The 24546-nt window shown below is 57.2% G+C and carries 29 protein-coding genes; 13 read left to right on the top strand and 16 right to left on the bottom strand.

Annotated elements, in window-relative coordinates; all coding sequences use genetic code 11:
• Positions 1–41: 41 nt before the first annotated feature.
• The gene (gene thiI, locus HMPREF9538_RS11725; RefSeq protein WP_004151340.1) at positions 42–1490 is read right to left on the bottom strand and encodes a tRNA uracil 4-sulfurtransferase ThiI; all 1449 of its coding nucleotides are present in this window, start codon (positions 1488–1490) and stop codon (positions 42–44) included.
• 181 nt (positions 1491–1671) lie between these two features.
• Here thiI and xseB point away from each other — a divergent pair, with 181 nt between their 5' ends.
• Genes xseB through HMPREF9538_RS11745 form a run of 4 tightly spaced genes read left to right on the top strand, consistent with a single transcriptional unit; the run spans position 1672 to position 5730 of the window.
• Positions 1672–1914: an exodeoxyribonuclease VII small subunit gene (gene xseB / locus HMPREF9538_RS11730; RefSeq protein WP_002891398.1), complete on the top strand. Its 243-nt coding sequence runs from the start codon at positions 1672–1674 to the stop codon at positions 1912–1914.
• Entirely contained in the window at positions 1915–2814 is a 900-nt protein-coding gene (ispA, locus tag HMPREF9538_RS11735) for a (2E,6E)-farnesyl diphosphate synthase (RefSeq protein WP_004177264.1), read from the top strand.
• 18 nt (positions 2815–2832) lie between these two features.
• Positions 2833–4695, top strand: coding sequence for a 1-deoxy-D-xylulose-5-phosphate synthase (dxs, locus tag HMPREF9538_RS11740; protein ID WP_002891360.1), 1863 nt, complete (start codon positions 2833–2835; stop codon positions 4693–4695).
• Positions 4696–4755: 60 nt separating this feature from the next.
• The gene (locus HMPREF9538_RS11745) at positions 4756–5730 is read left to right on the top strand and encodes an aldo/keto reductase (RefSeq protein WP_002891359.1); all 975 of its coding nucleotides are present in this window, start codon (positions 4756–4758) and stop codon (positions 5728–5730) included.
• Positions 5731–5775: 45 nt separating this feature from the next.
• On the opposite strand, the gene pgpA is transcribed toward HMPREF9538_RS11745, so the two are convergent.
• The 6 genes from pgpA to nrdR all read right to left on the bottom strand — a co-directional run bounded on the left by pgpA (position 5776) and on the right by nrdR (position 9868).
• Positions 5776–6279 carry a phosphatidylglycerophosphatase A gene (gene pgpA, locus HMPREF9538_RS11750; protein ID WP_004178738.1) on the bottom strand — a complete coding sequence of 168 codons (504 nt, stop codon included), beginning with the start codon at positions 6277–6279 and terminating at the stop codon, positions 5776–5778.
• A complete protein-coding gene (thiL, locus tag HMPREF9538_RS11755; protein WP_004178737.1) occupies positions 6272–7243 on the bottom strand; it encodes a thiamine-phosphate kinase in 972 nt (323 codons plus the stop codon). The genes pgpA and thiL overlap by 8 nt, the downstream gene beginning before the upstream one ends.
• A gap of 71 nt (positions 7244–7314) precedes the next feature.
• Positions 7315–7734, bottom strand: coding sequence for a transcription antitermination factor NusB (gene nusB / locus HMPREF9538_RS11760; protein ID WP_002891356.1), 420 nt, complete (start codon positions 7732–7734; stop codon positions 7315–7317).
• A gap of 19 nt (positions 7735–7753) precedes the next feature.
• Complete coding sequence (gene ribE, locus HMPREF9538_RS11765) at positions 7754–8224, bottom strand: 6,7-dimethyl-8-ribityllumazine synthase (protein ID WP_001021161.1); 471 nt, start codon at positions 8222–8224, stop codon at positions 7754–7756.
• Between the two features lie 87 nt (positions 8225–8311).
• Entirely contained in the window at positions 8312–9415 is a 1104-nt protein-coding gene (gene ribD / locus HMPREF9538_RS11770) for a bifunctional diaminohydroxyphosphoribosylaminopyrimidine deaminase/5-amino-6-(5-phosphoribosylamino)uracil reductase RibD (protein WP_009485330.1), read from the bottom strand.
• Positions 9416–9418: 3 nt separating this feature from the next.
• On the bottom strand, positions 9419–9868 hold the full coding sequence (gene nrdR / locus HMPREF9538_RS11775) for a transcriptional regulator NrdR (RefSeq protein WP_002890417.1): 450 nt from the start codon (positions 9866–9868) through the stop codon (positions 9419–9421).
• A 147-nt stretch (positions 9869–10015) separates the two neighbouring features.
• Here nrdR and HMPREF9538_RS11780 point away from each other — a divergent pair, with 147 nt between their 5' ends.
• A complete protein-coding gene (locus HMPREF9538_RS11780) occupies positions 10016–10555 on the top strand; it encodes a DUF3251 domain-containing protein (RefSeq protein WP_002890414.1) in 540 nt (179 codons plus the stop codon).
• A 298-nt stretch (positions 10556–10853) separates the two neighbouring features.
• Complete coding sequence (locus HMPREF9538_RS11785; RefSeq protein ID WP_002890412.1) at positions 10854–11738, top strand: nucleoside-specific channel-forming protein Tsx; 885 nt, start codon at positions 10854–10856, stop codon at positions 11736–11738.
• A gap of 54 nt (positions 11739–11792) precedes the next feature.
• Here the strand turns inward: HMPREF9538_RS11785 and HMPREF9538_RS11790 are convergent, their stop codons facing one another.
• From HMPREF9538_RS11790 to HMPREF9538_RS32300, 8 genes are all read right to left on the bottom strand, one after another.
• Positions 11793–12488 (bottom strand): helix-turn-helix transcriptional regulator, encoded by a 696-nt coding sequence (locus HMPREF9538_RS11790; protein ID WP_004144646.1) that lies wholly within the window; start codon positions 12486–12488, stop codon positions 11793–11795.
• Positions 12489–12511: 23 nt separating this feature from the next.
• Positions 12512–12877: a VOC family protein gene (locus HMPREF9538_RS11795; protein ID WP_002890404.1), complete on the bottom strand. Its 366-nt coding sequence runs from the start codon at positions 12875–12877 to the stop codon at positions 12512–12514.
• A 136-nt stretch (positions 12878–13013) separates the two neighbouring features.
• Complete coding sequence (gene secF, locus HMPREF9538_RS11800) at positions 13014–13985, bottom strand: protein translocase subunit SecF (protein WP_002890403.1); 972 nt, start codon at positions 13983–13985, stop codon at positions 13014–13016.
• A gap of 10 nt (positions 13986–13995) precedes the next feature.
• Positions 13996–15843 carry a protein translocase subunit SecD gene (gene secD / locus HMPREF9538_RS11805; RefSeq protein WP_002890400.1) on the bottom strand — a complete coding sequence of 616 codons (1848 nt, stop codon included), beginning with the start codon at positions 15841–15843 and terminating at the stop codon, positions 13996–13998.
• Positions 15844–15869: 26 nt separating this feature from the next.
• Positions 15870–16202: a preprotein translocase subunit YajC gene (yajC, locus tag HMPREF9538_RS11810; RefSeq protein ID WP_002890398.1), complete on the bottom strand. Its 333-nt coding sequence runs from the start codon at positions 16200–16202 to the stop codon at positions 15870–15872.
• 22 nt (positions 16203–16224) lie between these two features.
• Positions 16225–17352: a tRNA guanosine(34) transglycosylase Tgt gene (tgt, locus tag HMPREF9538_RS11815; RefSeq protein WP_002890395.1), complete on the bottom strand. Its 1128-nt coding sequence runs from the start codon at positions 17350–17352 to the stop codon at positions 16225–16227.
• 108 nt (positions 17353–17460) lie between these two features.
• On the bottom strand, positions 17461–18525 hold the full coding sequence (queA, locus tag HMPREF9538_RS11820; RefSeq protein WP_002890390.1) for a tRNA preQ1(34) S-adenosylmethionine ribosyltransferase-isomerase QueA: 1065 nt from the start codon (positions 18523–18525) through the stop codon (positions 17461–17463).
• A gap of 64 nt (positions 18526–18589) precedes the next feature.
• Entirely contained in the window at positions 18590–18706 is a 117-nt protein-coding gene (locus tag HMPREF9538_RS32300; RefSeq protein WP_004218831.1) for a hypothetical protein, read from the bottom strand.
• A gap of 74 nt (positions 18707–18780) precedes the next feature.
• Here HMPREF9538_RS32300 and acpH point away from each other — a divergent pair, with 74 nt between their 5' ends.
• Both acpH and HMPREF9538_RS11830 read left to right on the top strand, forming a co-directional pair.
• Positions 18781–19362, top strand: coding sequence for an ACP phosphodiesterase (gene acpH, locus HMPREF9538_RS11825; protein ID WP_009307908.1), 582 nt, complete (start codon positions 18781–18783; stop codon positions 19360–19362).
• A 127-nt stretch (positions 19363–19489) separates the two neighbouring features.
• Positions 19490–20092, top strand: a complete 603-nt coding sequence (locus HMPREF9538_RS11830) for a peroxiredoxin (protein ID WP_002890386.1) — start codon at positions 19490–19492, stop codon at positions 20090–20092.
• 123 nt (positions 20093–20215) lie between these two features.
• On the opposite strand, the gene HMPREF9538_RS32295 is transcribed toward HMPREF9538_RS11830, so the two are convergent.
• The gene (locus HMPREF9538_RS32295) at positions 20216–20383 is read right to left on the bottom strand and encodes a hypothetical protein (protein WP_020316515.1); all 168 of its coding nucleotides are present in this window, start codon (positions 20381–20383) and stop codon (positions 20216–20218) included.
• A gap of 55 nt (positions 20384–20438) precedes the next feature.
• Between HMPREF9538_RS32295 and HMPREF9538_RS11840 the strand changes: the two genes are divergently transcribed.
• From HMPREF9538_RS11840 to fba, 5 genes are all read left to right on the top strand, one after another.
• Positions 20439–20882, top strand: a complete 444-nt coding sequence (locus tag HMPREF9538_RS11840) for a PTS sugar transporter subunit IIA (protein ID WP_002890380.1) — start codon at positions 20439–20441, stop codon at positions 20880–20882.
• A gap of 5 nt (positions 20883–20887) precedes the next feature.
• A complete protein-coding gene (locus HMPREF9538_RS11845; RefSeq protein WP_002890376.1) occupies positions 20888–21175 on the top strand; it encodes a PTS sugar transporter subunit IIB in 288 nt (95 codons plus the stop codon).
• A 20-nt stretch (positions 21176–21195) separates the two neighbouring features.
• Entirely contained in the window at positions 21196–22587 is a 1392-nt protein-coding gene (locus tag HMPREF9538_RS11850) for a PTS ascorbate transporter subunit IIC (protein WP_004151345.1), read from the top strand.
• 65 nt (positions 22588–22652) lie between these two features.
• Entirely contained in the window at positions 22653–23615 is a 963-nt protein-coding gene (locus tag HMPREF9538_RS11855; RefSeq protein ID WP_002890372.1) for a carbohydrate kinase family protein, read from the top strand.
• Positions 23616–23650: 35 nt separating this feature from the next.
• On the top strand, positions 23651–24505 hold the full coding sequence (gene fba / locus HMPREF9538_RS11860) for a class II fructose-1,6-bisphosphate aldolase (protein WP_020316516.1): 855 nt from the start codon (positions 23651–23653) through the stop codon (positions 24503–24505).
• Positions 24506–24546 lie beyond the last annotated feature (41 nt).

Raw genomic sequence — 24546 nt, 5'->3', positions numbered from 1 at the left:
GGCCTTCCATCAGGGAAGGCCTTTTGCATCATAACAATCTGTTACGGGCGATAAACTTTCACGTTGCTGAAGCCCTGCTCGCGCAAATAAAGCGCCTGCAGACGGCTCATCACCCCGCGCTCGCACCACAGCAGCCAGGTTTTGCTCTGATCGAGATCGCCAAATTTGGTGCTTAGCTTGTAGAACGGCAGGGAAACAACCTCAACCCCCTCGACCTTCAGCGGCTTGTCTTCCTGCTCGTCGATGGAGCGAATGTCGAGGATCGCGTCGTTGGCGCCAAAGCCGGTCACGGTTTCCACTTCCACCACCGTCTCTTCCGTCTGCTGGGCGATCTCGCGGATATCGATATTGCTCGCCTCTTCCACCACTTTATCAAGGATGCTGAAATCGAAGTGTTCTTCTTCCGCTTCAATCTTCGCCTTCACCGCCTTCACGGTCGGGCTCTTGGAGATCACGCCGCAATATTCCGGCATGGTGCGGGCGAAATCTTCCGTGCCGATCTCACGCGCCAGGTCGATGATGTGCTCTTTATCGTGCGAAATCAGCGGGCGCAGGATCAGAGTATCGGAGACGTTATCGATCAGGCGCAGGTTAGTGAGGGTCTGACTGGAGACCTGGCCGAGCGCTTCGCCGGTGACCAGCGCCTGCACGCCATAGCGTTCCGCGACTTTTGACGCGGCGCGGACCATCATGCGCTTGAGCACGACGCCCATCTGGCCGTCGTCCACTTTTTCAAGGATTTCGCCGACTACTGGCTCAAAGTTAATCGCCACAAAGCGAACGCGGTGTGAGCTGCCGAAGCGGTTCCACAGATAATGCGCAACCTGGCGGACGCCAATCTCATGGGCGGCGCCGCCAAGGTTAAAGAAGCAGTAATGAACGCGGCAGCCGCGGCGCATCAGCATGTAGCTGGAGACGCCGGAGTCAAAGCCGCCGGAGATCAGCGACAGCACATCTTCCTGGGTGCCGATCGGGAAACCGCCGATGCCTTCATAGCGGCCTTTCACCAGCAGCAGGCGATCGTTTTCAATCTCGAGATTGACAGTGACGTCCGGGTCGGTCAGCTTCACGCGCGCCGTTTCAATATGCTGATTCAGACCGCCGCCGACGTAACGTTCCACTTCAATTGAGGTGAATTCATGTTTGCCGCGACGCTTCACTCGCACGCAGAAGGTTTTGCCTTCCAGCGCCTCGCGCCACAGCGGCAGCGTCTGCTCGAAAATATCGTGCAGCGAGGTGAACGGCACGTCTTCGACTTCCAGAATATGGTGGATGCCGGGGATACGGGTCAGCGCATCGCGAATAGCCGGGCGTTGATTTTCATCTTTCGCGCGAACTTCGATATGATCCCAATGACGGACGACGGCCAGCGTCTCATCATAGTTTTTGAGAACGTTACGAATGTTCCCGGTTAAGATTTTAATGAAGCGCAACCGCACAGATTGGCTTTTGATGGTGATTTCCGGGAACAATTTAATGATAAACTTCATAGCGACAATAGTTCGTTGGCAAGCCCGACGGGGCTATAAGCAAAAGTTGTAAAGCAGCGCACACCGGTGCCTGCATCCTGGGCGCGGAGTATATCACCATTGCGCGTTATTTGCTTACACGCGTGACTTCGTTACCATACCCGGTATTGCCGTCGCGACATAACAAGAGTCTACATTCACTATGCCAAAGAAAAATGAGGCCCCGGCCAGCTTTGAAACTGCTCTGGGCGAACTGGAGCAGATCGTTAACCGTCTGGAAAGCGGCGATTTGCCGTTAGAGGAAGCGCTAAGCGAATTTGAGCGCGGCGTACAGCTGGCGCGCCAGGGGCAAAGTCAGCTGCAGAAGGCCGAACAGCGCGTGCAGATCCTGCTGGCGGATAGTGAAGATTCCCCGACCACGCCTTTTACGCCGGACGCTGAATAAATGGATTTCCCGCAACAATTGCAGGCCTGTGTGGAACAGGCAAACGAAGCGCTGCGCCGTTTCATCGCCCCGCAGCCCTTTCAGAACACTCCGCTGGTGGAAGCGATGCATTATGGCGCATTGTTAGGCGGTAAACGCCTGCGTCCCTTCCTTGTCTACGCCACCGGCGAGATGTTCGGCGTGTGCCGTACCACGCTGGATGCTCCTGCCGCGGCGGTCGAATGCATTCATGCCTACTCCCTGATGCATGATGATTTGCCGGCGATGGATGATGACGATCTGCGCCGCGGCCTGCCGACCTGCCATATTAAATTTGGCGAAGCCAACGCAATTCTTGCGGGAGATGCCCTGCAAACGCTGGCGTTCTCTATACTGAGTGATGCGCCGATGGTCGACGTTCCTGACCGGGACCGGCTGGCGATGGTTTCCGAACTGGCGCAGGCCAGCGGCGTGGCGGGCATGTGCGGCGGCCAGGCGCTGGATCTGCAGGCCGAGGGACAGCAGGTTGATTTACAGGCGCTGGAGCGTATCCATCGCCATAAAACGGGCGCCCTGATCCGCGCCGCCGTCCGGTTGGGAGCCCTGAGCGCCGGCGAACGCGGCCGCGCTGCCCTGCCCGCGCTGGATCGCTATGCGGAAAATATCGGTCTTGCCTTCCAGGTCCAGGATGACATTCTCGACGTGGTAGGGGATACTGCGACCCTTGGCAAACGTCAGGGTGCCGACCAGCAATTGGGTAAAAGCACCTATCCCGCCCTCCTGGGTCTTGAGCAAGCCCGGAAGAAAGCGCACGACCTGATCGCTGATGCCCGCCGGTCGTTAGATGAGCTGGCCGCACAATCTCTGGATACTTCGGCACTGGAAGCGCTCGCGAATTACATTATTCAGCGCGATAAATAAACAAAAAATGAGTCTCTGATGAGTTTTGATATTGCCAAATACCCGACCCTGGCGCTGGTAGATTCCACCCAGGAGTTGCGCCTGTTGCCAAAAGAGAGCCTGCCGAAGCTATGTGATGAGCTGCGGCGCTATCTACTGGACAGCGTCAGCCGTTCCAGCGGTCACTTTGCCTCTGGCCTCGGCACGGTGGAACTGACCGTGGCGCTGCACTACGTGTATAACACGCCGTTCGATCGCCTGATCTGGGACGTCGGCCATCAGGCCTACCCGCATAAAATTCTGACCGGTCGCCGGGACAAAATCGGCACCATTCGTCAGAAAGGCGGCCTGCATCCCTTCCCGTGGCGCGGTGAAAGCGAGTATGACGTGCTGAGCGTCGGTCACTCCTCCACTTCCATTTCCGCGGGTATCGGGGTGGCTATCGCCGCCGCGAAAGAGGATAAGCAGCGGCGCGCGGTGTGCGTCATTGGCGACGGGGCGATCACCGCCGGCATGGCGTTTGAGGCGATGAACCACGCCGGGGATATCAAACCCGACCTGCTGGTGGTGCTGAATGACAATGAAATGTCGATTTCCGAGAACGTCGGCGCGCTGAACAATCATCTGGCGCAGCTGCTCTCCGGTAAGCTCTACTCCACCCTGCGCGAAGGGGGCAAAAAGGTCTTCTCCGGGGTGCCGCCGATTAAAGAGCTGCTTAAGCGTACCGAAGAGCATATCAAAGGGATGGTGGTGCCGGGCACGCTGTTTGAAGAGCTGGGCTTTAACTACATTGGCCCGGTGGATGGCCATGACGTGCTCGGTCTGGTCAGCACGCTGAAGAACATGCGAGACCTGAAAGGCCCGCAGTTCCTGCATATTATGACCAAAAAAGGCCGCGGCTATGAGCCTGCCGAGAAAGACCCGATCACCTTCCATGCGGTGCCAAAATTCGACCATACCAGCGGCGTACTGCCCAAAAGCAGCGGCGGCCTCCCTTCCTACTCGAAAATCTTCGGCGACTGGCTGTGTGAAACGGCGGCCAAAGACAACAAGCTGATGGCGATCACGCCGGCGATGCGCGAAGGTTCAGGGATGGTGGAGTTTTCGAAGAAATTCCCCGATCGGTACTTTGACGTCGCCATTGCCGAGCAGCATGCGGTCACCTTCGCCGCCGGGCTGGCGATTGGCGACTACAAGCCGGTGGTGGCGATCTACTCCACCTTCCTGCAGCGAGCCTACGATCAGGTGATCCACGATGTGGCTATCCAGAAGCTGCCGGTGCTGTTTGCTATCGACCGCGCCGGGATCGTCGGCGCAGACGGTCAGACGCATCAGGGAGCGTTCGATCTCTCCTTCCTGCGCTGTATTCCGGATATGGTGGTAATGACCCCGAGCGATGAAAATGAATGTCGCCAGATGCTGTACACCGGCTACCACTACAGCAACGGCCCCTGCGCGGTGCGCTATCCGCGCGGTAGCGGCACCGGCGCGACGCTCGAGCCGCTGGCATCGCTGCCGATCGGCAAAGGGGTGGTGAAACGTCAGGGCGAGAAAATAGCGATCCTCAACTTTGGCACCCTGCTGCCGGAAGCCGCGGCGGTAGCGGACAAACTCAACGCCACCCTGGTGGATATGCGCTTTGTGAAGCCGCTGGATACCGCGCTGATCCTCCAGCTGGCCGGCGAGCACGACGCGCTGGTGACGCTGGAAGAGAACGCCATCATGGGCGGCGCCGGCAGCGGCGTGAACGAAGTGCTGATGGCCCATCGCCGGGCGGTACCGGTGCTCAATATTGGCCTGCCGGATTATTTTATTCCTCAGGGCACTCAGGAAGAGATCCGCGCCGACCTCGGCCTTGATGCCGCCGGTATTGAAGCCAAAATCCGCGACTGGCTGGCATAATTGCCCCTTCCGCTCCTGCTATGCTTAAGGGATACCCTCGATGAATAGCAGGAGCGCACTATGCACTATATCCCCCTCGGTGATACTGCCTTACGTGTTTCCCGACTCTGCCTCGGCTGCATGACCTTCGGCGAGCCGGACCGCGGGAGGCACGCCTGGACGCTTCCGGAAGAGAGCAGCCGCCCGCTTATCCAGCACGCCATTGAAGGCGGCATCAACTTCTTCGATACCGCAAATAGCTACTCCGACGGCAGCAGCGAAGAGATCGTTGGCCGCGCCCTGCGCGACTTTGCCCGCCGCGACGAGGTGGTTGTCGCCACCAAGGTGTATCACCAGGTCGGCGATCTGGCGGAAGGACTTTCCCGGGCGCAGATCCTGCGCTCCATCGACGACAGCCTGCGCCGTCTCGGGATGGACTATGTCGACCTGCTGCAGATCCACCGCTGGGACTATACCACCCCGATTGAAGAGACGCTCGAAGCGCTGGACGAGGTGGTGAAAGCCGGCAAAGCGCGCTATATCGGCGCCTCGTCCATGCATGCCCGGCAGTTTGCCCAGGCGCTGGCGCTCCAGCAGCAGAACGGCTGGGCGCGCTTCGTCACCATGCAGGATCACTACAACCTGATTTACCGGGAAGAAGAGAATGAGATGCTGCCCCTGTGCCAACGTAACGGCGTAGCGGTGATCCCGTGGAGTCCGCTGGCGCGCGGCAGGCTAACCCGCCCCTGGGGTGAGACCACCGCCCGGCTGGTCTCAGATGAGTTCGGCAAATCGCTGTACAGCGCCAGTGAAGAAAACGATGCGCAGATCGCCGAGAATCTCGCGGACGTGGCGGAAGAACTCGACGCCAGCCGCGCCCAGGTCGCTCTCGCCTGGCTGTTAAGCAAACCCGGCGTCGCCGCGCCGATTATCGGCCCGTCGCGTCAGGAACAGCTCGATGATCTGCTGCAGGCGGTGGATTTGACGCTCTCCGCGGAACAGATCGACAAGCTGGAGGCGCCGTATCAGCCGCATCCGGTGGTGGGATTTAAGTGACGGGCGTGGTTTCCCCGGCAGCGTAGCGTTGCCGGGAAGAGGCGGTTAAAGCAGACCGATGGGCCAGTGATGGCCAATGACGTACAGCACGCCAGCGGAGATCACGCCGGCGACGATGTCGTCGACCATAATCCCCATTCCGCCGTGGATATTGCGATCAAACCAGCGAATCGGCCACGGCTTCCACATATCGAAGATACGGAAAATCACGAAGCCGGCGGCCACCCACTGCCAGTCCATGGTCGGCAGCGCCATCAGGGTGATCCACATCCCGACGAACTCGTCCCAGACGATGCTGCCGTGGTCATGGGTGCCCATATCTTTGGCCGTGCGATGGCACAGATAGACGCCGATACAGATGCTCATCATCACCACCAGCGAGTAAAGCTGCCAGGGGAGAAAGGTCATCAGATACCAGAACGGGATCGCCGCCAGCGAGCCCATCGTCCCCGGCACCACCGGGCTTAAGCCGCTACCAAAGCCGGTCGCCAGCAGATGCCACGGATTACGCATACTCAGGCGGCTAAGCGCCTCGTCTCGACTACGCAAAGTGATCGTATCCCTTTAAATCAAGCGCGACCGGCTTACCGTCGCGGATAAACTGCAGCCCTTCGCTCTCCGGCGCAATCTGTCCGATACAGGTAAAACGCGCGCCAAGATGGCCAAGAGCCACGTCCAGCGCCCCGCGGTTCAGCTCCGGTACGGTAAAGCACAGCTCGTAATCTTCCCCGCCGGCGAGCGCCCAGCGCAGCGCCTGCTCAGAATCAACCTGGCGCAGCATCGCATCGGAGTACGGCATGGCATCGAGATCGATACGTGCGCCGCAGCCGCTGGCTTTGAGAATATGGCCCAGATCGGAGATCAGGCCGTCGGAGAGATCGATAGCCGATGTCGCCAGGTCACGCAGCGCCTGGCCCTGCAGCACGCGCGGCATCGGCCGCAGATGACGGGCCAGCAGGTAGTCGGCGTCAGACGGTTCATCCACCGTCAGCCGGTTCTGCAGCACCGCCAGGCCGGCGGCGCTGTCTCCCGGAGTGCCGGTAACATAGATCCAGTCCCCCGGCTTCGCGCCAGCGCGTTTCATGGCGCGTCCCGGCGGCACAAAGCCGTGGATACCCAGCGTCATGGAGAGCGGGCCACGGGTAGTGTCGCCGCCAATCAGTTGCATATCGTAATAGTCCAGCTGGACAAACAGGCTGTCGCTGAAGGCTTCCAGCCAGACTTCATCCACCTCCGGCAAGGTCAGCGCCAGCGTGAGCCACGCCGGCTCCGCGCCCATTGCCGCGAGGTCGCTCAGGTTCACCGCCAGCGCTTTATAAGCGAGGTCGGCCGGGTCGATATCGGGTAAGAAGTGATTGCCCGCCACCAGGGTGTCGGTGCTGATTGCCAGCGTTTTTTTCTCGGGAATATGCAGGAGCGCGCAGTCATCGCCGATGCCGGTTTCAACATCAAGGCGGGCGCTTTTAACGCGATCAAAATAACGGGCAATCAGGGAGAATTCGCCGCATGCCATACGTTATGCCTCAGCAAAATAATAAATAAGGCCGGGCTGCGAGGCGACCCTCGCAAAACCCGGCCTGCAGTTTACTTCTTGTGGGGACGAATTACCGGAGCCGCTTTGTCCAGCACGCCGTTAACGAACTTGTGGCTATCTTCAGCGCCGAAGGTTTTCGCCAGTTCGATAGCTTCATTGATGGCCACTTTATACGGTACGTCATCACGTTTGGACAGCTCAAACAGCGCGATACGCAGCACCGCTTTTTCAACCTGGCCCAGCTCTTCCAGCTGGCGGGACAGGTAGGGCTTCATCAGGCCGTCGAGGTACGCGCTGTTAGTCGCCACTCCGGACAGCAGTTCGCGGAAATACAGAACATCAACATCTTTTACGTCCTGTTCCGCCAGGAACTGGTATTCGACATCAGCGATGTCGTTGTGGGACAACTGCCAGGAGTAGAGCGCCTGAACGGCACACTCACGGGCGCGGCGACGAGCAGCAGGTTTCACGGAATTCCCCTTACAAAAATCAGGCCTTGATGGCTTTCAATACGTTAATCATTTCCAGCGCGGTCAGCGCAGCTTCTGCACCTTTGTTACCGGCTTTGGTGCCAGCGCGCTCAATGGCTTGTTCAATACTTTCAGTGGTCAGAACACCAAAGGCTACCGGGATTTCGCTGTCCTGAGCGACATGCGCCAGGCCATTGCTGGCACCGCCTGCCACATATTCAAAGTGGGCGGTACCGCCGCGAATCACCGTCCCCAGCGCGATCACCGCGTCATATTTACCGGTTTTCGCCAGTGCGCCAGCCGCCAGCGGCAGCTCATACGCGCCTGGAACCCAAACGACGGTGATGTTTTCATCTTTTACCTGACCAATGCGTTTCAGGGCGTCAATCGCGCCTTCCAGCAGGCTGTCATTGATAAAGTTGTTGAAACGCGCAATGGTGATGGCGACGCGAGCGTCCGGGGTAGCAACGTTAGCTTCAATAATGTTCATACTCTTCCTTCGGGTTCATGTGCCCCGCAAGGGGGGCGGATTTTATCATATTATTCTGAGCGCTGCTTCCTAATAATCAGGAAAGCCTCACGCAGTGGTTAAATGCAGGCAGACATCCGGGCCAACCTGACGTATCTCATTGAATTTAAAATGGGGGGCCTGGTTCAGCTCTTCAAGCCCCGGCAGCGCGCATAATCCACGCGCCGCATTGCCTAACAGTTTAGGCGCAATATAGACGATAAGCTCGTCGACCAGGCCCGCCTGCAGCAGCGCCCCGGCAAGCGTGGCCCCTGCCTCAACCCAGACGCTGTTGATCTGCTGTTTGCCGAGCAGCATCATCAGCAGCACCAGATCGAGATGGCCGTTATGCTCCGGAACCAGCAGCGTGCGGGCACTTTCCGGCCACTGCCGTTCATCGGCGCGCAGGCGGGCAAACAGCGTTTCCCCCGCCTGCTGCACAATACGATGCTCAGGCGTGACGCGGTTCTGGCTGTCGATAACGACGCGCAGCGGCTGGCGCAAATTCTCTTCGGGATAAAGCGCCTGGGTATCGGCGCTCAGCTCCTGCCAGCGCACGGTCAGCGCCGGATCGTCCGCCAGCACGGTGGCGCTGCTGGTCAGGATGGCATGGCTCTGGGCGCGCAGACGCTGCACGTCGCGTCGCGCCTGCGGGGAGGTGATCCACTGGCTTTCGCCGCTGGCCATCGCCGTGCGGCCGTCCAGCGAGGCGCCCAGCTTCAGCTGCACCCAGGGAAAACCGGTGCGCATCCGCTTCAGAAAGCCCTTATTCAGCGCTTCCGCTTCGTTCATCATCAGCCCATGGCTGACCTCAATGCCGGCCTGCTGCAGGCGATACAAACCGCGCCCCGCCACCTGCGGGTTCGGATCCTGCATCGCGGCGACCACGCGGCTGACGCCGGCGGCAATCAGCGCATCGCAGCATGGCGGCGTACGGCCATGGTGGCTGCAGGGCTCAAGAGTGACGTAGGCGGTGGCGCCGCGCGCCTTTTCGCCAGCCATGCGCAGGGCGTGCACTTCAGCATGCGGCTCGCCGGCGCGATAGTGAAACCCCTCGCCGACGATCTCGCCGTCTTTGACAATGACGCAGCCGACGTTAGGGTTAGGATGGGTAGTAAAGCGACCGCGCGCGGCAAGCTTCAGCGCACGCGCCATGTACATTTCGTCCTGCATGGCTTAGTCCTGTAAGCGGGCGATCTCTTCGCCGAATTCTTTAATATCTTCGAAGCTGCGATAGACCGACGCGAAGCGAATATAGGCGACTTTATCCAGCTTTTTCAGCTGCTCCATCACCAGGTTGCCGATCATTTTGCTGGCCACTTCGCGCTCGCCGGTGCCGCGCAGATGAGTCTTGATATGGTTGACCGCCATTTCCACGTCGTCGGCGCTAACCGGACGTTTCTCCAGCGCTTTCAGCATCCCGCTGCGCAGCTTGTCTTCGTTGAAGGGTTCGCGCACATCGTTACTCTTCACCACCCGCGGCATCACCAGCTCCGCCACTTCGAAGGTGGTAAAGCGTTCGTTACAGACCAGGCACTGCCGACGGCGACGCACGGAAGAGCCTTCCCCCACCAGACGAGAGTCGATCACTTTGGTATCCACGGCGAAACAGAAAGGGCAATGCATAGCGCGTCCTGACAGGTAGTTAAACTGAAGAGTAGTTTACCGCGAAGTGACCGGACTACAAAGAAAGAGCTTTTGAGACAAAGGATCTATGGGAGATGAGGCCGGTTTGGCTACCATTAAGCATCCTCTGTAAACGGAATCCTGACCATGACAAGACGTTACCTGAAGCTCGCCATCGCGGGCTGCCTGTTCACCCTGACCGCCTGCGCCCAGCAAAGCGAAATCCGCCAGATGCACCAGAGCGTGAGTACGCTGAGCCAGGAGATGACCCAGCTCAACCAGCAAACGATCAAAATCACCCAGCAAAACGCGCTGAACGCCAAATCCACCCGCGGCGTCTATCTGCTGCCGGAGGCCAAGACCCCGGCGCGGCTGGAGAGCCAGATCGGCACCCTGCGCATGTCGGTGGGCAGTATTACCCCGGATGGCGATGGGTCACGCCTGACCTTACGCATTCAGGGCGAATCCAACGATCCGCTGCCGGCCTTTACCGCCACCGTCGCTTCCGGACAGATCACCGGCACCACCCACAGCTATCAGGAAGTCAATGTTCAGGATCAGCTGATTAGCGCGCCGGCCAGCACCCTCGCCCCCAGCGATGTCGATATCCCGTTGCGCCTCAATGTAACGCCAGATAAAGTCGGTTTTATTCGCGTACACGATATCCAGCCCGCCGCCGCCCAGTAAGCCTTCAGCCGGGCCTGCCCCGCCCGGCTACGTCCTGCCCCGTCTTTCTTATCCACTTACAACTTTTCGCAAGAGTTCATTAGAAATCGTTCTGCAGCGCGATTTTCAGTAGCATTTTGTCAAGAAATGCATAGAATCGTGAACGCAATCGATTACGCATGTTCTGGTTATGTGAAACAACACGTATTTTTGTGAGCAATGATTCCTATAATAGACCCCCACAGAAAGACGAAATATTTAGAAACGCTTCGGCACTTCTTTTAACGCCTTCAGGCTCAATTTAAACAGTGGCATTACTATGAAAAAAACATTACTGGCAGCGGGTGCGGTTGTGGCGCTCTCCACTACTTTTGCCGCGGGCGCGGCAGAAAACGACAAACCGCAGTATCTGTCTGACTGGTGGCACCAGAGTGTTAACGTGGTGGGCAGCTACCACACCCGTTTTGGACCGCAGATCCGTAACGATACCTACCTGGAATACGAAGCGTTCGCCAAAAAAGACTGGTTTGATTTCTACGGCTATATTGATGCCCCGGTATTCTTCGGCGGCAACAGCACGGCAAAAGGTATCTGGAACAAAGGTTCCCCGCTGTTTATGGAGATCGAACCGCGTTTCTCTATCGATAAGCTGACCAATACCGACCTGAGCTTCGGGCCGTTCAAAGAATGGTATTTCGCCAACAACTATATCTACGATATGGGCCGCAACGACTCCCAGGAGCAGAGCACCTGGTATATGGGTCTGGGTACCGATATCGATACCGGCCTGCCAATGAGCCTGTCGCTGAACGTCTACGCCAAGTACCAGTGGCAGAACTACGGCGCCTCCAACGAAAACGAATGGGACGGCTATCGCTTCAAAGTGAAATACTTTGTGCCGCTGACCGACCTGTGGGGCGGTTCGCTGAGCTACATCGGCTTCACCAACTTCGACTGGGGTTCTGACCTCGGCGATGACAACTTCTACGATCTGAACGGGAAGCACGCGCGCACCAGCAACTCTATCGCCTCCAGCCACATCCTGGCGCTGAACTACGCGCACTGGCACTACTCTATCGTCGCCCGTTACTTCCATAACGGCGGCCAGTGGGCTGATGATGCGAAGCTGAACTTCGGCGATGGTCCGTTCAGCGTTCGCTCGACCGGCTGGGGTGGTTACTTCGTGGTCGGCTACAACTTCTGATTGCTGATACAGCAAGACAGCGCCCGGGCCGCAGCTCCTGCTGCCCGGGTTTTTTTATTTCTCCCGCACCTCGCACCGGACCTTGCGCAGAAAATCGCTTAACGAGCGGTCGGCGCACTCGCTGAATCGACGTTCGGTCCTTCTGACCTCCAGACAACGGTCGAGGCGAAAATTGCGGTAATCATTGCGCAGTTCGCACCAGGCCACCAGCAGCCAGCGTTCGCCCCAGAAAAACAGCCCCAGGGGCAGCACTTCACGCCACGTCACCTGACCGGATTCATCCTGGTAGTGAAGCTGTAATACCTGCTGATTGGATACGGCCTGGTGGATAACGTCAAAATGGGTTTTAGCATAGCGATGCGCGCCAAGGTCAGGGGCAAACAGGCGAGTCTGCTCCGCCTGGCGCCGACGCGCCTCCGGCAGGATCGCCAGCATTTTTTCCTGGGCGGACTCCAGCGACTGCGACAGCGCCTCACCGCCCCAGGTTTTTAGCAGCCGAATCGCAGCGATCAGCGCCTCGGATTCTTTGGTGGTCAGCATCAGCGGCGGCAGATCGTAGCCCGCCAGCAGCCGGTAGCCGCTGCCCGCTTCGCCCTCCACCGGTACGCCGGAGAGGGAGAGATCGCGAATATCGCGATAGACGGTACGCTCCGACACGCCCAGCCGCTCCGCCAGCAGCGCGGCGGTAGTGAGCCGCCTGCCGCGCAGGATCTGCACAATCTGAAATAAACGGTCGGCGCGTCGGGTCATGTCTCACTTCACAAAAGTTAAGGTTAAGCCGGCTGGTGCAGGCCGACGCGGTTGCCCTCGCTGTCGGTAAACAGGGCGATGGTGCCAATATCATTCGGCAGCGTCAGCGGGCCGAAGACACAGGCCCCACCCGCCGAGGCAACGCGCTCCAGCGTGGCGGCAAGATGATCAGTATGCAGATAAATAATAGCGCCCTGCGCCGAGGGCGCGATACCTTCAAATTTGGCCAGCGCGCCGCCGGGGGCCGGATCCTGATGCGGGAACACCGCCAGCTCGGCGCAGTCCATGGTTTCGCGACGCAGCGACACTTGCATCACCGGCTCATAAAACGCGACGGCGCGATCCATATCGGCGACCGGAATTTCAAACCAGTTAATCACGTTGTTCATACTTCCTCCTGCTCGTTAGTGAGTTCAGGGGCAGTGTATGGGAGGGCTCCTGACAGCATACTGTCAGCAGGTTTTGTCGCGGGCAAAAAAACCCCGGCCGAAAGGGCCGGGATAGCTTTATCTCAACTGAACCGGATTACGGCAGAATAGACGGCTGATCCGCCCCTTCTTTCTCAACCTTCTGCTGGATCAGATGCTCGCGCTTCATGCCCAGCTTCAACGCCAGCGCGGAGGCGACGTAGATAGAGGAAGCCGTACCGATGGAAACACCGATCAGCATGGTCAGCGAGAAGCCTTCCAGAATCGGGCCGCCGAACAGGAACAGCATCAGGATCACCATCAAAGTGGTACCAGAGGTGATCAAGGTACGGTGCAGCGTCTGGGTCAACGACACGTTAAAGATCTCATACGGCGTACCGCGGCGGATCTTACGGAAGTTTTCACGGATACGGTCCGATACCACGATACTGTCGTTCAGCGAGTAGCCGATAACCGACATCAACGAGGCCACGATGGTCAGGTCGATCTCGATATGGAACAGCGACAGCACGCCCATGGTGATCACCACGTCGTGCGCCAGGGCGATAACCACCCCGGCGGCCAGACGCCATTCGAAGCGGAAGCCGACGTAGATCAGGATACAGACCAGCGCCGCAATCAGCGCCAGGGCGCCGGTTTGCGCGAGGTCCGCGCCGACGCTCGGGCCGACAAACTCAATACGCTTCACTGCCGCATTCTGGCTGGTCGATTCGTTAATCACCGTCACGACCTTGCTGCCCAGCTCCTGGCTGCCGTTGGCGTCATGCACCGGCGGCATACGTACCATGATGTCGCGGCTGCTGCCAAAGTTCTGCACCTGCGGCTCTTCAAAGCCCGCTTTCTGCAGAGAATCGCGCATCTGGTCCAGATCGACCGGTTTCTCAAGGGTAATTTCAATCACCGTACCGCCGGTGAAATCGAGCCCCCAGTTAAACCCGCGAACGCCGATGATGGCGATCGACACAATCAGCAGAAAACCTGAAATGCCGAAGGCCCAGTAGTCCCAGCGCATAAAGTCCCAGACTTTACGGCCGTGGTTCAATTGTTCAACAGTATATTCCTGTGCCACAACGCACTCCTCAGATAGACAGCTTTTTAACGCGCTTGCCGCCGTACAGCAGGTTCACGATGGCACGGGTGCCGACGATAGCGGTAAACATTGAGGTCGCGATACCGATACCGGTGGTAATCGCAAACCCTTTAATGGCACCGGTACCGACCGCGTACAGGATGATCACTTTGATAAGCGTCGTCACGTTGGCGTCGAAGATCGAGCTGAACGCGCCGCGATAACCTTCGTCAATCGCCTGCTGAACGGTACGCCCGTTGCTCAGCTCTTCTTTGATACGCTCGTTGATCAGAACGTTAGCATCGACCGCCACCGCAAGGGTTAACACGATACCCGCGATGCCCGGCATGGTCAGCGTCGCCCCCGGGATCAGGGACATAATGCCGACAATCAGTATCAGGTTGGCAATCAGCGCCGAGGTCGCAATCAGGCCGAACTTCTTATAGAAGAGGATCATGAACAGGATAGAGACCACCAGACCGGCCAGACAGGCTTCCAGACCCTGCTTGATGTTCTGCATTCCCAGGGTTGGGCCGATAGTCCGCTCTTCGACGATCTGAATCGGCGCAATCAGCGCGCCGGCACGCAGCAGCAGCGACAGCTGACGCGCTTCGTTCGGATTGCTGATACCGGTGATACGGAAGCTGTTACCCAGACGCGACTGGATGTTGGCGATGTTAATCACCTCTTCCTCTTTCGCCAGGATAGCGCGACCGTTAGCGTCTTTCTTACCGCTGTCTTTATACTCCACGAACAGGGTCGCCATCGGCTTGCCGATGTTGTCCTTAGTGAAGTTAGACATGATGTTACCGCCCGCGCTGTCCAGCGAGATGTTGACCTGCGGCTGGTTGTACTCATCCATGCTGGAGGTCGAGTCGGTGATATGGTCCCCGGTCAGGATCACCCGCTTGTACAGCACTACCGGCTGGCCTTCACGCGTCTGCTTCACTTCCGAGTCGCCCGGCACGCGGCCAGAGGCGGCGGCGGACTGGTCCACGTTAGTATTGACCAGACGGAACTCGAGGGTCGCGGTGGCGCCAAGGATTTCCTTCGCACGCGCGGTATCCTGGATACCCGGCAGCTCAACCACGATGCGGTCAGCGCCCTGACGCTGAACCAGCGGCTCGGCGACGCCCAGCTGGTTCACACGGTTACGCAGGATATTAATGTTCTGCTGAACCGCGTACTCACGGGCTTCTTTCAGGCGCTCATCGGTCATCACCGCTTTCAGGCTGTTGTCACCCTGAGAGGAAATAACCAGATCGCGATGGCGAGGGCTGAGATAAGAGATAGCCTGGTCGCGCGCCGCGCTGTCGCGGAAGACGATGCTCAGACCGTAGTTGTCTTCTTTACGCACGGTCGCGTAAGGAATGCCTTTGTCGCGCAGCTCGCTGCGCAGGCTATCGATGTTCTGTTCCTGCAGTTTGCCTAACGCGGTGTCCATGTCGACTTCCATCAGGAAGTGCACGCCGCCGCGCAGATCAAGACCCAGCTTCATCGGCTCGGCATAGAGCGCCGCCAGCCAGCGTGGGGTTGCCGGAGCAAGGTTCAGCGCCACGACGTATTTGTCACCCAGCACGTTAAGCAGCGCTTCGCGCGCGCGCAGCTGGGTATCAGTGGTGTCGAAGCGCGCAAGAATAGCGCCCTCTTCCAGTGCCACAGACTTCGCGGTTATTTTTTCTTCTTGTAAAGTTTTCTGGACCTGGATCAGCGTTTGCTCACTGGCGGCGACGCCGCGCGCGCCAGTGATTTGAACAGCCGGATCCTCACCATACAGGTTGGGAAGCGCATAGATCAGGCCGACGACAATGACGACGACCAGCATGACGTACTTCCACAAAGGATAACGGTTTAACACGGCAGTTCCCTTTGGGAAAAGTTAGATTACAGCGCCTTCATGGTGCCTTTCGGCAGAACGGCAGCAACGAAGTCACGTTTGATAACCACTTCAGTGGTATCGTTCAGCGCGATAGCAATGTAGCCAGTTTCCGCCACTTTGGTCACGCGACCGACCAGACCGCCGTTGGTCAGCACTTCATCACCTTTGGCGATGGAGTTCATCAGGTTCTTATGTTCCTTGGTGCGCTTCTGCTGTGGACGCAGGATCATGAAGTAAAAAATCAGACCGAACACCACCAGCATCAGAATCAGAGACATCGGGCTGCCCTGCGCCGGTGCACCCGTTGCCGCTACCGCATCAGAAATAAAAAAGCTCATTGAAATTCCCTCATTATTAAAATTAATCAACGTTCAAAGGAGGCACGGTGCGCCCCTGACGTTGGTAAAAATCGGTCACGAAGCTCTCTAATTTACCCTCTTCGATAGCCTTGCGTAAACCAGCCATTAAACGCTGATAGTAGCGCAGGTTATGAATGGTATTGAGACGCGCGCCCAATATTTCGTTGCAACGGTCGAGGTGATGCAAGTAAGCGCGTGAATAATTGCGACATGTATAGCAATCACACTCGGCGTCCAGCGGCGCGGTATCGCTTTTGTGCTTCGCGTTGCGGATTTTCACCACGCCGTCGGTGACGAACAGGTGGCCGTTACGCGCGTTGCGCGTCGGCATGACGCAGTCGAACATATCGATACCGCGACGTACCCCTTCCACCAGATCTTCCGGCTTCCCGACGCCCATCAGGTATCGTGGTTTATCGGCTGGGATCTGCGGGCAGACGTGCTCCAGAATACGGTGCATGTCTTCCTTTGGCTCACCAACCGCCAAACCGCCGACAGCGTAGCCATCAAAGCCAATCTCTACCAGACCTTTCACCGAGATATCGCGTAAATCTTCGTAAACGCTACCCTGAATAATGCCGAACAGCGCATTTTTATTGCCAAGGCTATCGAAACGGTCGCGGCTGCGCTTCGCCCAACGCAGAGACATCTCCATTGAGCGCTTGGCGTAATCCCAGTCCGCCGGGTACGGCGTACATTCGTCGAAGATCATCACGATGTCAGAGCCGAGATCGTACTGAATCTCCATTGATTTTTCCGGATCGAGGAAAATCGGATCGCCGTTGATCGGATTGCGGAAGTGGACGCCCTGCTCGGTGATCTTACGGATATCGCCAAGGCTGAACACCTGGAAACCGCCGGAGTCGGTCAGGATCGGTCCTTTCCACTGCATAAAATCGTGCAGATCGCCGTGCAGCTTCATGATCTCCTGACCCGGGCGCAGCCACAGGTGGAAGGTGTTGCCGAGAATAATCTGCGCGCCGGTGGCTTCCACCTCTTCCGGCGTCATCCCTTTGACGGTGCCGTAGGTGCCAACGGGCATAAAGGCCGGTGTTTCCACCACGCCGCGCTCAAACACCAGGCGACCGCGGCGGGCGCGACCGTCGGTGGTATCCAGTTCAAATTTCATGCTTGCTCCTGCGTCAGAAAAACAGTCCGACGTTTTCATACTCGCCACGGAATGATTCCGTAGCTAAAAAATGCGTTATGGCGTCTACAAGCCGGCGTACCGGCCTTTTCAGGGACGCTCAGAAATAGCCTGCGGATTGTACGTGATAAACATCGCATCCCCGTAGCTAAAAAAGCGATATTTCTGCTCAACCGCCACCTTATAGGCGTTCATGGTGTGCTGATAACCCGCAAACGCCGACACCAGCATAATCAGTGTGGATTCAGGGAGATGGAAGTTAGTCACCAGCGCATCGATCACCTGGTACTGATAACCCGGGTAGATGAAAATCTGCGTATCGTCGAAGAACGGCGCGATCAGCGCGTCTTTCGCCGCCTGCGCCGCGCTCTCCAGCGAACGTACCGAGGTGGTGCCCACCGCGATCACGCGGTTGCCGCGCGCTTTCGCCGCCAGCACCGCATCGACCACCTCCTGCGGCACTTCGGCATATTCGGAGTGCATGGTGTGCTCTTCAATGCTGTCGACGCGCACCGGCTGGAAGGTGCCCGCGCCCACATGCAGGGTGACAAACGCCATCTCAACGCCTTTGGCGCGCAGTTTGTCCAGCAGCGGTTCGTCGAAATGCAAACCGGCGGTCGGGGCGGCTACCGCGCCCGGCCTGGTGCCATAGACGGTTTGATAGAGCTCGCGGTCGGCGTCTTCGTCCGGGCGGTCAATATAGGGCGGCAGCGGCATATGGCCGATCCCGTTAAGGATCTCCAGCACCGGGCGCTCGTCGTTAAACTCCACTTCAAACAGCGCGCCGTGGCGCGCCAGCATCGTGGCCTTAATACTTTCGTCATCGCCCAGCAGCAGTTCGGCGCCCGGTTTCGGCGCTTTCGAGGCGCGAATATGGGCCAGAATGCGCTTATCATCCAGCATCCTCTCCACCAGCACTTCAATCTTGCCGCCACTGGCCTTACGACCGAACAGACGCGCCGGGATCACCCGGGTGTTGTTAAACACCAGCAGATCGCCTGGATTAAGCTTATCGAGAATGTCGGTGAAGGTGCCATGCGTCAGCGCGCCCGTCGGCCCGTCCAGGGAGAGCAAGCGACAGCTACTGCGCTCAGGCATCGGATAGTGGGCGATCAGAGATTCGGGTAGTTCAAAAGCAAAATCGGTAACGCGCATGACGGTAACTCAGACTGAATAAAGAGGCGGGTAGTCTAGTGCCGGGGCGGTCTGGCTGCAACCTTTACCCCTCCGGATGAATGACATAATCTATATTCCAAATCATTCCGAATGCCGCCATGCGGCAGCCGAATGCCTTACCGGTGGCAAAGGTGCCGCGCGCGGCCAGACAGCATGCCATTCGGCCACCGAGGCGCCGTTCAGCGCAACATCGGTGTTTCCACCTGCCCGCTCGTATTTAAAGGATGTCGTTTTATGAATTTTCTCGCCCACCTGCACCTGGCCCATCTCGCCGACAGTTCGCTGCCCGGCAACCTGATGGCCGACTTCGTGCGCGGCAACCCGCAGGGCGACTATCCGGCGGAGATCATCGACGGCATCTATATGCATCGGCGGATTGACGTGATGACTGACAACCTGGCGGAAGTCAAAGAGGCGCGGGAGTGGTTTCGCCCGCAGACCCGCCGCGTCGCCCCCATCACCCTCGACGTTATGTGGGATCATTTCCTGTCCCAGCACTGGGCGCAGCTCTCCCCTGACCTGCCGCTGGACGAGTTCGTACGCTACGCCGAGCGGCAGATCGTCCCCATCCTGCCCGACTCGCCGCCCCGCTTCGTCAATCTCAATCAATATCTGTGGTCGGAGCGCTGGCTGGAGCGCTATCGGGAAATGGATTTTATTCAGCGCGTGCTGAACGGCATGGCCAGCCGCCGTCCACGTCTCGAGGCGCTACGCGACTCCTGGCAGGATCTGGATACCCATTACGACCGTCTGGAGACGCAGTTCTGGCGCTTTTATCCGCAGATGATGCGCCTGGCAGAAAACAAACAGCTGTAATAGCCACGTCATTGATAGGTAAAAGCTGGCTGAACGATTGTTAGCGCCTCTTTGTGTTATTGCCGGGCAGGCTCTATACTTGCCCGCGTTGCGTTCCAAATAACCTTAGTAATTACAGGAGAATCAAATGGTTCTGGTCACTCGTCAAGCGCCGGATTTTACTGCAGCCGCTGTGCTGGGTAATGGTGAGATCGTTGAGAAATTCAATTTCAAACAGCACACCAACGGTAAACCTACCGTTCTGTTCTTCTGGCCGATGGACTTCACCTTCGTGTGCCCGTCTGAGCTGATCGCGTTCGACAAACGTTACGAAGAATTCCAGAAACGCGGCGTGGAAGTGGTTGGCGTTTCCTTCGACTCCGAGTTCGTGCACAACGCATGGCGTAACACCCCGGTAGACCAGGGCGGTATCGGCCCGGTTAAATACGCGATGGTTGCTGACATCAAACGTGAAATCCAGAAAGCTTACGGTATTGAGCATCCGGACGAAGGCGTAGCGCTGCGCGGCTCCTTCCTGATCGACGCCAACGGCATCGTTCGTCATCAGGTGGTTAACGACCTGCCGCTGGGCCGTAACATCGACGAAATGCTGCGTATGGTAGACGCCCTGCAGTTCCACGAAGAGCACGGCGAAGTCTGCCCGGCGCAGTGGGAAAAAGGAAAAGAAGGTATGGCCGCCTCTCCGGAAGGCGTTGCAAAATACCTGACCGAAAACGTTTCCAGCCTGTAATCGGCACGCGTTTTAATAAAAGGCTCGCTCAGGCGGGCCTTTTTTGTTAGCGGCGTCAAAATTTAAGAAAATGACCCGCCGATATTTGTGACCAGAGATACACTTCTGGCGAAAAAATTCGCTCTACCTCTCACTTTTTCTCTGGCAAATTTCAGCGTCAAAATACAAAGCCTTCATAACAGACTGAAAAACATATAAATTATTTATATCGTTTTCTGCCGGTACTTTGCCGGCGATGTGATCCCCATCAATATTTAAAACCGCGGATGTGATCTCATCCATCATTTTCATCAATGTATTTGGTCATGATTTAACTCAGGAACAGGAATACGTTCAGGAGCTGAGGATGGAAATTATTTTTGACCCGTCGTTAATCGCCCTTAAGCAGAATATTTCCCGTGCGGAAGAGGCCATCGAACTGGCGGGTTCATTACTTGCCAGGCGCCAGATTTGCAGCGCCGAATATGTCAACGAGATGCTGACGGTATATGAAGATTTTGGCGCCGCCATCGTGATAGATGACGGGATTGCCATGCCGCATGCCCGGCCGGAAAAAGGGGCATTACAGACCGGGTTCTCACTTGTCACCACCGCCACGCCAATCTCCTTCGGCCACGATGAGTTCGATCCGGTTTCCGTGGTCATCGCGATCGCCGGCGCCGATGCTGACAGTCATATCAAAATGATCCAACTGATAGCCTCGCTGATCGAGTCAGATATTGTGACCTTTCTTCAGCAGGAAAATGACGTTAATTCAGTCTTACATTTCATTCAAAAACAAATGGAGTAGTCATTATGTTAGTTATCAGAACGGTTTGTGGTAACGGTATTGGCAGCTCATTGATGGCTGCGAATAATGTGAAAAAGATCTGTGACGAATTAGGCATCAAAGCGGACGTCGCCTCGGTCGATTTTGCTAACGCCGTCGGGGAAAAAGCCGACCTTTACGTCACGATAAAAGAACTGGCAAATCAATTTCCGGCCCACTGTCATGTCGCCATCATTCGCAGCTACGTCCATAAAGCGAAGATCGCCGAGGATATTACCGACGCGCTGATGAAAATTGCTGCGACTCACTCTTAATCAGCATAGAGGGAACGACCATGCAGGCTATTCTTAGTTTCTTAACGGAAATATTCAGTCAACCCGCCTTTTTAATGGGGCTTATCGCCTTTGTTGGTTTAGTGGCGCTGCGCTCCCCCGGTAACAAACTGCTTACCGGCACATTAAAGCCGATTTTAGGCTATTTGATGTTGAGCGCTGGGGCAGGCGTTATCGTTGCCAATCTCAATCCGCTGGGCGGTATTATCGAGGCCGGATTTAATATCCGCGGCGTTATTCCGAACAATGAAGCCATTGTCTCCGTCGCCCAGAAAATGCTGGGCGTGGAAACCATGAGTATTTTACTGTTAGGCTTTATTTTCAATCTGATTATCGCCCGCTGTACCAAGTATAAATATATCTTTCTGACCGGCCATCATTCGTTCTTTCTCGCCTGCCTGTTCTCCGCCGTTCTGCAGGCGGCGGAGTTCCAGGGCTGGATGTTGATCCTGATCGGTGGATTCCTGTTGGGCTCATGGTCGGCCATCTCCCCGGCCATCGGTCAGCGTTACACCAGGCAGGTAACCGAAGACGGCGGGATCGCCATGGGCCATTTCGGCTCTCTCGGCTACTACCTCTCGGCATGGATCGCCAGCCGGACCGGCAATCCGGCAAATTCCTTCGCCGATACCGAAATTTCAGAAAAGTGGGGCTTTCTGCGCGATACCACGGTCACCACCGGTATCGTGATGTTTGTTATCTACTTTGTCTGCAGCGCTGTCGCCGGGTCGGCGTACCTGAGCACCATCACCGACCAAAACATGCTGATCTTCTCGGTGCTGACCGGTCTGCAGTTCGCCGTTGGCGTAGCCATTGTCTATAACGGCGTGCGGCTGATCCTCGGCGATCTGGTGCCGGCGTTCCAGGGCATCAGCCAGAAGCTGATCCCGGACTCCATCCCGGCCGTTGACTGCGCGGTGTTCTTCACCTTTAGCCCCACCGCGGTGGTAGTGGGATTCATCAGCTCCTTTGTGGGCGGGCTGGTCGGGATGCTCTTGCTCGGCGGGCTGGGCATGGCGCTGATTATTCCCGGCATGGTGCCGCACTTCTTCTGCGGCGGCACGTCCGGCGTCTTCGCCGACAAACTGGGCGGTAAGCGCGGATGTATCATCGCCTCCTTTATCGGCGGGATCTTCCTCGCCTTCCTGCCGGCGATGCTGCTGCCGGCGCTCGGCAACCTCGGGTTTGAAAACAGCACCTTCGCCGATTTCGACTTCGCGGTATGGGGCATCATTATCGGGAATGCGTTCACCCAGTTTGGTCAGATCACTATCTATCTGATTTGTCTGGCGCTGCTCGTCGCGCTGCTGGCGCCTTTCTGCTTCCGTCACGTCCAGGTGGTGGGCAACACGCTCAGCTATGAGGAGCTGACGGCGAAGCAGAAAAATGAATAAGCGAGGTCATTTTTCCCGGCGGGAGGGCCACGCTTTCCGCCGCTGACAAATAATCAGGAGTGGTTATGGCTATTTTGTCCATTGGATTTGCTTGTTTCGATCAGTTTTTCTTTCTCAATGAATGGCCCCAGGAGAATACCAAAAACTTTTGTCATGATTTTATTGAAAGCGGCGGCGGTCCGGCGGCCAATGCGGCCTGGCTGCTGGGATTATGGGGCGAGGAGGTTTATTACATTGGTCATCTGCAGCAGGACCTTTACGGTCAGCGCATTATCGATGAGTTTGCCGAGGCAGGGGTGGATACCAGCCAGGTGGTTTTCTCCGATGACATGATCACCCCGCTGGCCTCGGTGCTGGTCAATCGCTTAACGGGTTCGCGGACAATTATTACCCGCAAGATGCAAACGCCGCCTTCCCTGACCTACGAGCAAAAGCTCAAACTGGACGACCTCGCCGAGCGACTGATTGCCAGCGAGGAGCCGGTCACCATTTTAATTGACGGCCATGAGGCGGAAATCAGTGAATATTTAATTAAGAAACTGCCCAACGCCAGGGTCGTGATGGACGGCGGGTCACTGCGCGCCAGCAATATTAAACTGGCGGCCTGGACTGACTATTTTGTAGTGAGCGAACATTTCGCCCGCGATTATATGAGCTATCGCTCACTGAGCACCGAAGCAGAAATTAAAGCGGCCCTGATTGAGTTGAATAAAATTTGCCGCGGTGAAGCATTTATTACCCTTGGCGAAAAAGGCTGCGCTTTTTTAAAAAGCGGTATGCTGCAGATCGTCCCGTCCTGGCTGTGCAATGCCGTTGATACCACCGGCGCCGGGGATGTATTTCACGGCGCCTTCACCTATGGCGTCCATTACTCATGGCATATCGATAACATTATTTTATTTGCCAGCCTGACCGCCGCCATTTCTATTGAGAAAAAAGGGGTTCGGGAATCGATGCCGGACCTGGCGGTCGTCCACCACTCGTTAAATAGCTACGAGAGAAACTTAACGCAATATTTTGAAGAATAACTGCATTTAATAAATATCAAGAGGTGAATATGTTAGTGTCGATGAAGGACATGCTTCAGCATGCCCTGCGGGACGGCTACGCCGTCGGTCAGTTCAACATTAATAATCTGGAATGGGTCGGCGCCGTATTAAGCACCGCCCAGCAGTGCCGCTCACCGGTTATTTTGGGGGTGTCCGGCGGCACGGTTAAGCATATGCTCGGGTTAAAATGTATTCATGACATCGTGGTTAACGCCATGGAGTATTTGCATATTGATGTTCCGGTGGCGCTGCATCTGGATCACGGCACTACCCAGGAGGCCTGCGAAGCGGCGATCGCCGCCGGCTTCAGTTCCATTATGTTTGATGGCTCGCATCTGCCGTTCAGGGAAAACCTGGCCATTACCCGCCACCTGGTGACGCTGGCCCACAGCAAAGGTATCTCTGTGGAGGCCGAACTGGGGACCATCGCCGGCAGTGAAGACGGCATTGTCAATTCCGAAGTCATCTACGCCGATCCGCAGGAGTGCTACACCCTGGTGACAGAAACCCAGGTGGATTGCCTCGCCGCCGCGCTGGGCTCCACCCATGGTCTGTATAAAGGTAAAGCCCGGCTGGGATTTACCGAGATGAAAGCCATTGCCGAGCAGGTGAAGGTTCCGCTGGTGCTGCATGGCGGCACCGGAATTGCCGATGAGGATATGCGCCGGGCGATTGCCTGCGGCACCGCCAAGATTAACGTTAATACCGAAAATATGTACGCCTGGTGCCAACAGGTGAAAGCAATTTTCGCCGCCGACACCGGGCACGATGTGAACGATCCGCGGAAAGTCATCGCCCAGGGACTGCAGCCGGTACGCGAGATGATTGCCCGCCGCATAGCGCTCTTTGGCTCAGAGCAGCGCTATTGACGCCGGGCCTGCGGCTGAAACCACCCCCCCCCCCCCCCCCC

The sequence above is a fragment of the Klebsiella sp. MS 92-3 genome, assembly GCF_000195655.1.
GTDB classification, from domain to species: domain Bacteria; phylum Pseudomonadota; class Gammaproteobacteria; order Enterobacterales; family Enterobacteriaceae; genus Klebsiella; species Klebsiella pneumoniae.
The sequence above is the reverse complement of the archived record's forward strand: the minus strand, read 5'-3'. Positions and strand labels throughout refer to the sequence as shown.

Coding starts and splice junctions, on each gene's coding strand:
- thiI (WP_004151340.1), bottom strand. CDS start 1,490: ATGAAGTTTATCATTAAATTGTTCCCGGAAATCACCATCAAAAGCCAA.
- xseB (WP_002891398.1), top strand. CDS start 1,672: ATGCCAAAGAAAAATGAGGCCCCGGCCAGCTTTGAAACTGCTCTGGGC.
- ispA (WP_004177264.1), top strand. CDS start 1,915: ATGGATTTCCCGCAACAATTGCAGGCCTGTGTGGAACAGGCAAACGAA.
- dxs (WP_002891360.1), top strand. CDS start 2,833: ATGAGTTTTGATATTGCCAAATACCCGACCCTGGCGCTGGTAGATTCC.
- HMPREF9538_RS11745 (WP_002891359.1), top strand. CDS start 4,756: ATGCACTATATCCCCCTCGGTGATACTGCCTTACGTGTTTCCCGACTC.
- thiL (WP_004178737.1), bottom strand. CDS start 7,243: ATGGCATGCGGCGAATTCTCCCTGATTGCCCGTTATTTTGATCGCGTT.
- ribE (WP_001021161.1), bottom strand. CDS start 8,224: ATGAACATTATTGAAGCTAACGTTGCTACCCCGGACGCTCGCGTCGCC.
- ribD (WP_009485330.1), bottom strand. CDS start 9,415: ATGCAGGACGAAATGTACATGGCGCGTGCGCTGAAGCTTGCCGCGCGC.
- nrdR (WP_002890417.1), bottom strand. CDS start 9,868: ATGCATTGCCCTTTCTGTTTCGCCGTGGATACCAAAGTGATCGACTCT.
- HMPREF9538_RS11780 (WP_002890414.1), top strand. CDS start 10,016: ATGACAAGACGTTACCTGAAGCTCGCCATCGCGGGCTGCCTGTTCACC.
- HMPREF9538_RS11785 (WP_002890412.1), top strand. CDS start 10,854: ATGAAAAAAACATTACTGGCAGCGGGTGCGGTTGTGGCGCTCTCCACT.
- HMPREF9538_RS11790 (WP_004144646.1), bottom strand. CDS start 12,488: ATGACCCGACGCGCCGACCGTTTATTTCAGATTGTGCAGATCCTGCGC.
- HMPREF9538_RS11795 (WP_002890404.1), bottom strand. CDS start 12,877: ATGAACAACGTGATTAACTGGTTTGAAATTCCGGTCGCCGATATGGAT.
- yajC (WP_002890398.1), bottom strand. CDS start 16,202: ATGAGCTTTTTTATTTCTGATGCGGTAGCGGCAACGGGTGCACCGGCG.
- tgt (WP_002890395.1), bottom strand. CDS start 17,352: ATGAAATTTGAACTGGATACCACCGACGGTCGCGCCCGCCGCGGTCGC.
- queA (WP_002890390.1), bottom strand. CDS start 18,525: ATGCGCGTTACCGATTTTGCTTTTGAACTACCCGAATCTCTGATCGCC.
- HMPREF9538_RS32300 (WP_004218831.1), bottom strand. CDS start 18,706: ATGGCATGCTGTCTGGCCGCGCGCGGCACCTTTGCCACCGGTAAGGCA.
- acpH (WP_009307908.1), top strand. CDS start 18,781: ATGAATTTTCTCGCCCACCTGCACCTGGCCCATCTCGCCGACAGTTCG.
- HMPREF9538_RS11830 (WP_002890386.1), top strand. CDS start 19,490: ATGGTTCTGGTCACTCGTCAAGCGCCGGATTTTACTGCAGCCGCTGTG.
- HMPREF9538_RS32295 (WP_020316515.1), bottom strand. CDS start 20,383: ATGAAAATGATGGATGAGATCACATCCGCGGTTTTAAATATTGATGGG.
- HMPREF9538_RS11840 (WP_002890380.1), top strand. CDS start 20,439: ATGGAAATTATTTTTGACCCGTCGTTAATCGCCCTTAAGCAGAATATT.
- HMPREF9538_RS11845 (WP_002890376.1), top strand. CDS start 20,888: ATGTTAGTTATCAGAACGGTTTGTGGTAACGGTATTGGCAGCTCATTG.
- HMPREF9538_RS11850 (WP_004151345.1), top strand. CDS start 21,196: ATGCAGGCTATTCTTAGTTTCTTAACGGAAATATTCAGTCAACCCGCC.
- HMPREF9538_RS11855 (WP_002890372.1), top strand. CDS start 22,653: ATGGCTATTTTGTCCATTGGATTTGCTTGTTTCGATCAGTTTTTCTTT.